The organism is Streptomyces sp. NPDC107454 (assembly GCF_055582885.1).
Genome location: NZ_JBVJPA010000029.1, coordinates 87,014 through 97,327, shown reverse-complemented (window position 1 = coordinate 97,327; position 10,314 = coordinate 87,014). Strand labels below are relative to the sequence as shown.

At 70.7% G+C, this 10,314-nt stretch carries 7 protein-coding genes and 1 pseudogene; 4 read left to right on the top strand and 4 right to left on the bottom strand.

Going from position 1 to position 10,314, the window contains the following annotated elements:
- The 3 genes and pseudogenes from ACZ69M_RS47210 to ACZ69M_RS47200 all read right to left on the bottom strand — a co-directional run.
- A pseudogene (locus ACZ69M_RS47210) lies at positions 1-500 on the bottom strand (hydrolase); the annotation flags it as partial.
- A gap of 346 nt (positions 501-846) precedes the next feature.
- Positions 847-1,398 carry an RNA polymerase sigma factor gene (locus tag ACZ69M_RS47205; RefSeq protein ID WP_054231249.1) on the bottom strand — a complete coding sequence of 184 codons (552 nt, stop codon included), beginning with the start codon at positions 1,396-1,398 and terminating at the stop codon, positions 847-849.
- Positions 1,399-1,529: 131 nt separating this feature from the next.
- Entirely contained in the window at positions 1,530-1,730 is a 201-nt protein-coding gene (locus ACZ69M_RS47200) for a hypothetical protein (RefSeq protein ID WP_470059883.1), read from the bottom strand.
- 378 nt (positions 1,731-2,108) lie between these two features.
- On the opposite strand from ACZ69M_RS47200, the gene ACZ69M_RS47195 reads away from it, so the two are divergent.
- The 3 genes from ACZ69M_RS47195 to ACZ69M_RS47185 all read left to right on the top strand — a co-directional run bounded on the left by ACZ69M_RS47195 (position 2,109) and on the right by ACZ69M_RS47185 (position 5,876).
- Positions 2,109-3,500, top strand: coding sequence for a serine/threonine-protein kinase (locus ACZ69M_RS47195; RefSeq protein WP_470059882.1), 1,392 nt, complete (start codon positions 2,109-2,111; stop codon positions 3,498-3,500).
- A 185-nt stretch (positions 3,501-3,685) separates the two neighbouring features.
- The gene (locus tag ACZ69M_RS47190; RefSeq protein WP_470059881.1) at positions 3,686-4,405 is read left to right on the top strand and encodes a DUF4232 domain-containing protein; all 720 of its coding nucleotides are present in this window, start codon (positions 3,686-3,688) and stop codon (positions 4,403-4,405) included.
- A gap of 217 nt (positions 4,406-4,622) precedes the next feature.
- Positions 4,623-5,876 (top strand): polysaccharide deacetylase family protein, encoded by a 1,254-nt coding sequence (locus tag ACZ69M_RS47185; RefSeq protein ID WP_470059880.1) that lies wholly within the window; start codon positions 4,623-4,625, stop codon positions 5,874-5,876.
- A gap of 86 nt (positions 5,877-5,962) precedes the next feature.
- Here ACZ69M_RS47185 and ACZ69M_RS47180 read toward each other — a convergent pair whose 3' ends face one another.
- A complete protein-coding gene (locus ACZ69M_RS47180) occupies positions 5,963-7,906 on the bottom strand; it encodes a ricin-type beta-trefoil lectin domain protein (protein WP_470059879.1) in 1,944 nt (647 codons plus the stop codon).
- 545 nt (positions 7,907-8,451) lie between these two features.
- On the opposite strand from ACZ69M_RS47180, the gene ACZ69M_RS47175 reads away from it, so the two are divergent.
- Positions 8,452-10,308 (top strand): glycoside hydrolase family 9 protein, encoded by a 1,857-nt coding sequence (locus ACZ69M_RS47175; protein ID WP_470059878.1) that lies wholly within the window; start codon positions 8,452-8,454, stop codon positions 10,306-10,308.
- Positions 10,309-10,314 lie beyond the last annotated feature (6 nt).

Genomic DNA, 10,314 nt, shown 5'->3' with positions numbered 1-10,314 from the left:
TAGCCGTCGTTGTTGCGGTCGGCCCCGGTGTGGTCGGAGATCATGAACAGACCGCCGCCGTTCTTCACGAACGTCATGATCGCGGTCTTCTCCGCCGTGGTGAAAAGCGTGTTGGGCTCGGGCAGCACCAGCGTGTCGAAGTTCGACAGGTCGGTGGCCGAGGTACCGCCGTACGTCAGCTTGGAGCCCGAGGGCAGCGTGTCCAGGCTGTAGTCGCCGGTCTTCTGCAGGGCCACGCCCCACGAGGAGAGCGCGCCGGTCCAGTCGGTCTCGGAGGACGGCGAGGAGTCCTCGTTCAGCGGGTTCGGCTGACTGGTGGAGATGATCCAGTCGGCGTTGCCCGCCGTCTCGGCGTGGCCGTTGTCGAACAGGACGCGATGGGTGGTGGCCGCGTGTGCGGGGGTGGCAGTGGTCGTCTGGAGCGCGGCTCCCGTGAGCAGCACGCCGAGCGCGGTGAGGGCGACGGCGAGTCTGTGGCGGGGCTTGGTGGGGGTGAGCATCCGGCATTCCTCCATGGGTGGGGGCGGGGGAAGAGGCGGTGCGGGGCGCCGATCTGCGCGCGTAGAACGGCCGTTGAACGACTGCCGTTCGACACAACGGTGGACAGTACCGACATGATCAAGGTCGCCGGCAGACCCTGCCGCGACTTATCATCAACCTCTTACCTTGCGCCACAACCGGCATGGGTTTCAGGCCAGTTGACTGCCAGGGCCTGTCGTTTGGATCAGGTCGTTTCGGGCGACGGGGCTTGATCAGTGCCGGTGAGCGGGGTCTGGTGCGTGCAGCTGCAAGGCGGAGGAGGGAGTCATGGCGGGTGGCCGGCCGCGGCAGGTGGCCGCCGATCCGTCAGGACGCGTCGACCAGCCAGGGTCTGACCTGCCTGCGCGCCTCGTGCAGCCGGGACTTGAGCGTGCCGAGCGGAATGCCGACACGCTCGGCGACCTCGGCGTACTCCAGCTGGCAGATGTCCCGGTAGACCAACGGCGCGACCAGATGCGGGTGTTCGCGCTCCAGGCGCTCCAGCGCCTCCAGGAGATCGATGCGGGATCCGGCGATCACGCTCGTGGTGCGTGGGTCGACGTGCTGCGAGGCGTCGATGACGTCCGGCTGCTCGGCGGCCCGCCGCTTCAGCTCGCGGTACTTCTGACGGGCGCAGTTGGCGACGACCGTGTAGAGCCAGGTGCTGAACCGGCTGCGCCCCTCGAACGAGGTGATCTTCCGCGCCACCTGGAGGAGGACGTCCTGCGCAGCCTCCTCGGCGTCCTCACGGCAGGGCAGGAAGCGCCCGCAGCGGCGCACGACCTCCGGTCGGATCCCCTGGAGCAGCAGGTCAAGGGCTGCCGGATCACCCGAGGCCGCGCGCAGCGCGAGCTCCTCGGTCGCCGCCGCGTCCTGCACTGGGTGCTCCCCTCGGTGTCGATCAGAGGCCAGGAATCATAGTTGCACGCACTCGGCGTCGTTTCGGCGCGCCCCAGTGGGCTGGCGCACCCCTCCCCTGTTCCCCCGGGGAGGCGGGGTGCGAGCCGGCCTCAGTACGGCCCGTGGGTCCAGCGGCCGTCCGTCATCGTGGCGTGCACGGGCATCGTGCGCAGTGTGCCCGTGTCGGCGTCCGGCGGGTCGATGTCCACGACCACCAGCGCGGAGGCGGTCCCGGACAGGTCGAGCCGGTGACGGGTGCTCGCCCACTCGGCCATATGGACGTGGGCGTCCCACAAGCCCGGCAGCAGCACCCGCCCCTCCAGATCGAGGACACGCTCACCGCCGGCCGGCCTCCCCGCCCGCCGGTGCCCTCCTGCGCGACGACACGCGATCTCGACAGGACCGCGATGGACGCGACCCCCAACAGGGCACCCATCGAGAAGAAAATTCGCCTTACGTGGCCTCTCCGGTCCTCCCCCGTCCCGCGTGCTCGGCGGCTGACGTGACCGGTAGGCTTCCAGAGCCCGACCGTTGCCAGGAGCAGCAACCCCTCTAGGGACAGCGGCCACAGCGCCGTGCTCGTGGCATCCGCCCCGCCCTGGAGAGCAAATGCCCGCTGGTGAACAGATGCCAGGCCCTCTCGACCGTGGTCGAACCCACCGGCTCACGGGCTTCGCGGCGGGTTGTCCATGCTGAGGGATCCCCTCGATCGGATCGGTCGCTACCGTCTGGACCGGCGTCTCGGCGCAGGTGGCTTCGGTGTGGTGTGGCTGGCCCACGACGAGGTGCTCGAAGCCGTCGTCGCCCTGAAGGTGCTGTCCGACAACTGGGCCGACCGCCTCGACGTCCGCGAACGCTTCCTCGCCGAGGCCCGGCTGCTGCGCAAGGCCGACTCGAACCGGGTCGTCCAGGTCTACGACATCGGTGAACTACCCGACGGCAGGCCCTACTTCGTCATGGAGTACGCCGACGGGGGCACCCTCGACGACCGGATCGAGGCCGGGCCGCTGCCCATCGCCGAGGCACTGCGCCTGACGGCCCTCGCGGCACGGGCCGCGGCCGCGCTGCACGAGGCCGGGATCGTGCACCGCGACATCAAGCCGTCCAACGTACTGCTGCGCACCTCCTCCGGCGGCGCCGACCGTGTCCTGCTCGCCGACCTCGGGCTCGCCAAGAGCCTGGCGCAGGCCTCCGGACTGACGATGGCGGCCGGTTCCGCGGGCTACACCCCGCCCGAGCAGGCCCAGCCAGGTTCGGGCATCGACGCGCGGGCCGATGTGTACAGCCTCGGAGCCCTGGGCTACCACCTGGTCACGGGGTCGGTCCCCGGGCCGCCCGGCAAGGTCGTACGACCCGAGCGGCTGCGTACGGATCTGGCCCCGGACGCGCAGCGGGCGCTGCTGCGCGCCATGGAACCCGACCGCGAGCGGCGCTGGCCCACGGCGCTGAGCCTGGCCGTTGAGTTGGAACGGCTGGCCGAACAGGTGTCGATGGGGGCGGTGCGTGTGCCCCGGCGCCGTCGGCGGACCGTGCTGGTGGCCGTGGCCGCCGCGGTCGTGATCGGCGCGGCCGGTGTGACCACCGCGCTCGTGACCCGACGGTCCGACGCCCCGTCCGTGACGGTCGAGGACGCCTCCGGGCAGGTCTCGGTCGAGGTTCCGGGCGGGTGGGGCCGCCAACTGCGCGACTCCGGGTGGAATCCGCGGACCGTGGGCCTGCCGGACACGCACGAACCGGGTCTCGCCGTCGCGGACGACCTGGCGAAGTGGCAGAACCTGCGCTGGGGCGTGGACGGGGTGTTCGTCGGCCTGAGCGAACACGGCGACGTGCGCGGCAGGGTCGGGGCGATCGCCCACACCGACTGCCACTACGAGGGCAGCCGCACCTATTCGGGCACGCGCTGGCACGGGCTGATCCGCACCTGGAACGCCTGTCCGGGCAGCCATGGCTCACTCACGGAGGCAGGGCTCACCTCGGCGGGCGGGAACCAGCAGCCACAGCTGTACGTCCAGATCCGCCAGGCCGCCGGCAGCGCCGCGACGACCGACCGCGTACTCGGCTCCCTACGGGCCGGAGACTGACGAGCGGGAAGCCGACGAGCGGCGCCGAGGCCCGGATCACGGTCCCGTTCCGGGATCCGCGGACATCGCGCGTCCGGACCGCGAACTTTTTCGCGTGCCCGAGCATCGGACACTGGTGACGGCGCACAGAGCGCCGTTCGCACGCCGAGTCAGGACGCGTGCGGTGAATTCCAAGGAGTGTTGACATGGCGACCTTCCGGCCCGGCGACGCGGTTTTTGTCCGCCGCCCGTCCTCCCCCACCCACAGGGCAGCGCTGGTCGCGGGTGTCGCGCTGCTCGGCCTGCTCACGGCCTGCGGCACCGACCACGGCGCCGCCAGTCCTCCGCAGAAGCTCTCCGGCACGGCCGAGCCGGCCTCCGGCGACAAGACCACGGACACCACCGGTACGGGCGCCGACCCGACCGGTTCCCTCACACCCTCGGCAGCGGCGTCGGACTCGTCGTCGAGCTCGAACTCGTCCTCGACCGGGAGCGGCTCGTCCGGCGGTACCCGATGCCACACCTCGGAGCTGCGCGCGACGGTCGGCGCCAACAATCCGGGCGCCGGTCAGGAGAACTTCCCCGTCGTCCTCACCAACACCTCCCATCGCACCTGCACCGTGCGCGGCTTCCCCGGGGCGGCGTTCGTCGACGCGTCGGGCAAGCAGCTCGGGCCCGACCCGAAGCGCTCCGCCGATACGCCGACGACGGTGACGCTGGCGCCGGGGCGGAGCGCCTGGGCAGGCCTGACGTTCTCCAACCCGGAGATCAGCGGCGCGAAGACGGCGACGCCCGCCACGCTGGTCGTCACCCCGCCCGACGAGCGGGATCCGCTCAAGGTGGCGTGGAAGGGGGGCGTGGTACCCGTGTCGGGGAACGCCTCTTCCGTATCCCTGACCGTCGTCCGCGCCGGCAACGGCGCCTGACCCCAGCCTGCGTCACCGACCCCGCTCCCCCGCCCCGCCGTCCGCCCCGCGGACCGGCGGGGTTTGTCACGGAACAGCAACACGTGCCGATGCCGGCGACCTTTCCCGACCATCCACGCATCACACCGTTTGACGCACCTCGCAGAGCGGCGCGTCACAGGAACGGAAGCTCCCGCCCGCGGGCGGGAGCCGGATCGAGAAACTTCGGGGGTTCATCATGACCGGCATCTCACGCAGGCGTCTGCTGACCGCGACGGCGTCGGCGGGCGCGCTGGGCGGCCTGGGCGCGCTCACCGCCTGCTCGGCGAACGACTGGTCCGTGGGCAGCAGCGCCAAGGGGGACACGAGCGCCAAGCCCCCCAAGCCGAAGCTGATCGGCGACGGCTCCACCGCCGACACCGGGGCCCAGCCCAAGCAGCCGAAGGCCGAACGGCTGAAGCCGGGCGAGCGCCCGCCGCAGTTCGTGGTCTTCTCCTGGGACGGTGCGGGCGAGCTCAGCAACAAGCTGTTCTCCCGCTTCCGCAAGGTCGCCGCCGACCACGGCGCCTCGATGACGTTCTTCCTCAGCGGCATCTACACACTGCCCGAGTCGAAGAAGCACCTCTACAGCCCGCCGCAGCACCCCGTGGGCGCCTCCGCGATCGGCTACCTCTCCGACCGGCACATCCACTCCACAATCCAGCAGATCCGGTCCGCCTGGCTGGAGGGCCACGAGATCGGCACCCACTTCAACGGCCACTTCTGCGGCGCGGACGGGGTGCGCCGCTGGTCCCCCGCCGAGTGGCGCAGCGAGATCGCGCAGGCGAAGAAGTTCGTCACCGAGTGGAAGACCAACACCGGCTTCACCGACCTCGAACCATTCCCCTTCGACTACGAGAAGGAGCTGATCGGCGGCCGGGCCCCGTGTCTGGAGGGCCAGTCCAACCTGCTGCCGACCGCCGCCGCCCTCGGCTGGAAGTACGACGCCAGCAGCCCCGGCGGCCTGCAGATGTGGCCCGGCAAGGTCCAGGGCGGCAGGATCTGGGACTTCCCGCTGCAGTCCATACCCTTCCCCGGCCACTCCTTCCAGGTCCTGTCGATGGACTACAACCTGATGGCCAACCAGTCCCACGCCAACCCGCTCGGGGACAAGTCCATGTACGACACCTGGCGCGCCCAGGCCCGCGACAGCTACCTCGCCGGCTTCCGCCGCGCCTACGAGAGCAACCGCGCCCCCTTCTTCATCGGCAACCACTTCGAACGCTGGAACGGGGGGATATACATGGACGCGGTCGAGCAGGCCGTCGAGCAGATCGCCGGGCACGACGACGTCCGCCTGGTCTCCTTCCGCCAGCTCGTCCAGTGGCTGGAGGTCCAGGACCCGGCCGTACTGCGCAAGCTGCGCACCCTCAACCCGGGACAGTCGCCCCTCGGCGGCTGGTCGGAGTTCCTGGGTACGGCGGCCTCGCAGTCGGCCACGGCGAGTTCCTGACGACTCCGGCGCCGACCACCCCTATGAACACGACCGCGGCCAGGCGCGCGTGGCCCGGCCGCGGTGGGTACGACGTTCAGGACGGGTCAGCGGTGGCCGCCCTGGCCGCCGCCGTGTCCGTAACCGCCGTAACCCCCGTAACCGCCGTATCCATAACCGCCATAACCGCCGTAGCCGCCGTAGCCGCCGTAGCCTCCATAACCGCCATAGCCATCTCCGTAGCCGTAGCCGGGTGTGCCGTACTGTCCGCTCGCAGGCGCGCAGTAGGAGTACGGGGAGCAGCTGTGGGCGGGTGACGAGGGCGCGGGCGTCGAGGGCTCGGCCGAGGGCGGGGGCGACGACTTGGGCACGGTCGGCGACGGTGACTTCGACGGCTCGGGAGAGGTCTGGCCCGACGATGTCTTCGTCTGCCCCGCGGAGTCCCAGTTGACCGCCTCCATCTGGAGCGAGGGCGACGAGGTGTCCATCGTCCAGTGCTGGTCGGACTCCTCCGCCCGGACCTTGAGGACCACGGACGCCTCGCCCTTGGCGGAGGCGGGGGCGAGGGCCAGGTCCTGGTTCCAGCGGGGCACCACCGTGCCCTGGAGGGTGAAGTCGTAGCGCACGTTCTTGGTGCCCGGTTGCGACTCGCCGGTGCAGGGCGCGAGTTGGACCGAGTAGCCGAGGTGGGAGTCGAGGCAGAGGTCGGGGGCGGCCAGGTCGCGCAGGAGTCCGTCGTCCTCGTACGACCATTCCTGGCTCGCCGGCGAGGAGCACGGCGTGAGCGCGGTCTCCACGCCCTTCACCGGCTTCTTGCCGACGATGCCGATGCACAGCCCGGTCTCGGTGTTGCGCAGCCGGCCGCGCACGCCGCCCTTCGAGGTGTCGCCGGTGCCTATCCAGGACGGGTTCGGTCCGGGTGCCTTGACCGGGCCCGAACTGGGCGACCCCGAGGGTCCGGCGCCGTCCGCCATGCCGGGCGCGCCGTCGGAGCTCTGGGTGACCCACAGGACCAGCGGAACCAGGATCATTCCGCTCACGGTCAGCGCGGCCAGCGCGATGTTGTTGCGACGCGGGGCGCGGCGGGAGGAGCGCCGGGGCGCCTTGTGCGTCGGCGGGCGGGAGTCACCGGAAGCGCGGCTGCGCGGCGCGGGGCGCGGGGACTCGCCCGGAACAAGGGGCGCGTGGCTGGGAAGGGGAGGGATTCTGTGCGCGGCCGGGACGGTGTCGGGGACTTCCGTCACTTCCACGATCGCGTCGACGCGTCCGGGGCGGGAGTCGAGGTAGGCCGCGGCGCCCCAGCCGAGCAGGGCCTCGGCCAGGGGCAGCGCGAGATCGCCGTTGAACCGGCTCAACTGGTCGGCGGTGTGTCGGCAGTGCCGGCACCGGCCCATGTGCCTGCTCAGATCGGCGTCGAGGTCGAGGCCGCCGCGGCGCAGGGACACATCGAGCATCCGGTGGAAGCGGCGGCACTCCTCCTCCGGGGCCAGTTCGCGGTGGATTTCCAGGCAGCCCTCGCGCAGGCGTTCCCGGGCCCGCCGCAGTTCCACCAGGGCGTCGTCGTCGCCGATGCCCAACAGCCCGGCGGGCAGGGTGAGTTGCTCGGACTCGACCTCGGTGTGCCACAGCAGACAGCGGGCGGGCTCGGGAAGTCGCTGGAACGCGCGGGACAACTGCCGTCTGTTCTCCGGCGGCAGAAGCCGCGCCATGACCCGGTCTCGGCTGTCGGAATCGGCCAGCAATTCGGGATGAAGCATCTCCCGCCGTTGGTCCCCGAGCCATTCGGCGGTCATACGCCGTACGGTGACCAGCAACTGCGGCCGCCAGGCGGCCGTCGGCCCGGTCTGTCGCAGCGATTCACCGAACAGCCGGGTGAAAGCGGCCGTGGTGAGCATTCCGGCGGGACGCACACCGTTGGTGCACAGGCGCGCGTAGGCGAAGACCGCTTCCCAGTGGCGGTCCAGGAGTTCCCCGACGGGATGATGCGCGGGCGTGTTCCCCGAGCTCTTCTTCAGGTCCGCCGCGAGCCGCTCATCCGAAACCTCGAACAAGCGACCGGGCGCTGGGGAATGAGACACCGCTGCGTCATTCACGTCCGCTTTCCTCCCAAAGGTAACGCAGGAATTAGTCCATACCAATGGGTATGTAGCCCGCCCGCCGAAGCGGAGGGACTACCCATGGGGGGTTGTTACCGCAATCGCCCTCTCCGACAGCTCTTTTGAAGCGAGGGGCGCGCGGGCACACCGTGCGCGCACAGAAGGAAGTGAATTGTCTGCACGCCAACAACGCACACCTTTGCACAGTGCGCCGAGCCGAAACAAGAGATCTCGTCACCTTCCCTTTTCCGTCGCGCGCGGACGGATTGACCGAACGTCAGCCGAGGCCTCCACAAAAGAAATTCGGAATCCCCTACAACCATCGACGAGCGGTCATACACAAGCCCCCGACCAGGCCTCCGAAGAGCGGAAAGCCCTTCGCCGACCCGTTGACGGTCTGGCATGCTCATGCAATGCTCCCTATTGGGAGCGCTCCCATTCTCCGTCGTCCACCGCGCGTGGCCGCGGCACAGGATTCACCTCACCGCTGGGAGCCGCTCATGTCCGCTTTCCCGTTGTCCCGCCGCCGCCAAAGGCACCTGGCGGCCGCCTTGCTGGCGGGGTCATTACTCGTCGGCGGCCTCGCGACCGCCCCCTGCGCGACGGGGCTTGCCACCGCCGCCACGGCGACAACCGCCGTACGGGTCAACCAGGTCGGCTATCTGCCGGACGGTCCCAAGCGCGCGACCGTGGTCACCTCCGCCGCGGGACCGCTCACCTGGCGGCTGCGCACCGCCTCGGGCAGGGTGGTCGCCTCGGGGCCGACCGTCGGCCGGGGCCCGGACGCCGCGTCCGGGCAACCGACCCAGGTCGCCGACTTCTCCTCGTACGGACGGACCGGTTCGGGTTACGTCCTGACGGTCGACGGAACGGTCAGTGATCCCTTCGACATTCGCGCGGATCTCTACGACGGGCTTCGCTCCGACGCGCTGGCCTTCTTCTACCACCAGCGCAGCGGTATACCGATCGAAGCGTCCCTGGTGGGTTCGGCCTATGCGCGGCCCGCCGGGCATCTCGGAGTCGCGCCCAATCAGGGCGACACGAACGTGCCCTGCCAGTCCGGGGTGTGCGACTACACGCAGGACGTCAGGGGCGGTTGGTACGACGCGGGCGACCAGGGCAAATACGTCGTGAACGGCGGCATTTCCACCTGGCTGCTCGTCAATTCCTTCGAACGGGCGAAGAGAGCGGGCACCGCGTCCGCGCTCGGCGACTCGACGCTGCGCGTTCCCGAGCGCGGCAACGGCGTCCCCGACGTCCTGGACGAGGCGCGCTGGGAGCTCGACTTCCTGATGCGGATGCAGGTGCCGGACGGCAGACCGTACGCGGGAATGGCGTTCCACAAAGTCCACGACGCCGCCTGGACCGGGCTGCCGACCCGGCCCGAGCAGGACGCCCAGCCGCGTGAGCTCCACCCGCCGTCCACCGCCGCCACCCTCAACCTGGCGGCGACGGCGGCCCAGTGCGCCCGCGTCCTGCGGCCCTACGACACCGCGTTCGCGAACCGTTGCCTGACCGCCGCCCGCAAGGCGTGGACGGCGGCGCTGGCCAACCCGGCGATGTACGCGCCGGATGCGGACAGCACCGGCGGTGGGGCCTATGGTGACACCCAGGTCACCGACGAGTTCTACTGGGCGGCCGCCGAGTTGTACGCCACGACCGGCGAGCACGCCTACCGGGACGCGGTGACCTCCTCGCCCTGGCACACGGCCGCGAACGCCTTCACGTCCGGCGGCTTCAGCTGGGCCGACACCGCCGCGCTGGGCAGGCTGACGCTGGCGACCGTACGCACCGGGCTGCCCGCGGCCGACCTCCGGCGGGTGCGCGCCTCGGTGACCGCCGCCGCGGACGGCTATCTGTCCACCATGGCCGGGCAGGGATACGCCGTCCCGATCCCCTCCACCGGATACGTCTGGGGCTCCAACAGCGCAGTCACCGACAACGCGATCGTCATGGCCACCGCCCAGGAACTGACCGGGGACCCGCGCTACCGCGCCGGAGTGCTGGAGTCGATGGACTATCTGCTGGGCCGCAACGCCCTGGGCCGGTCGTACGTGACCGGATACGGGGAGCGGTACTCCGACAACCAGCACCACCGCTTCTGGGCGCATCAGTACGACCCCTCGCTGCCGCACCCGCCGGCGGGCTCCCTCGCGGGCGGGCCCAACAGCGGGCTGCAGGACCCGGTCGCACAGGAGCACCTGCCCGGCTGCGCGCCCCAGGCCTGCTACATCGACGACATCGGCTCGTACTCGACGAACGAGGTGGCCATCAACTGGAACGCGCCGCTGGCATGGCTTGCCGCCTACGCCGCCGAGGACGACTGCGCGGGCGGCCTCCCGGAACGCCGCAGCTGAGCGCGC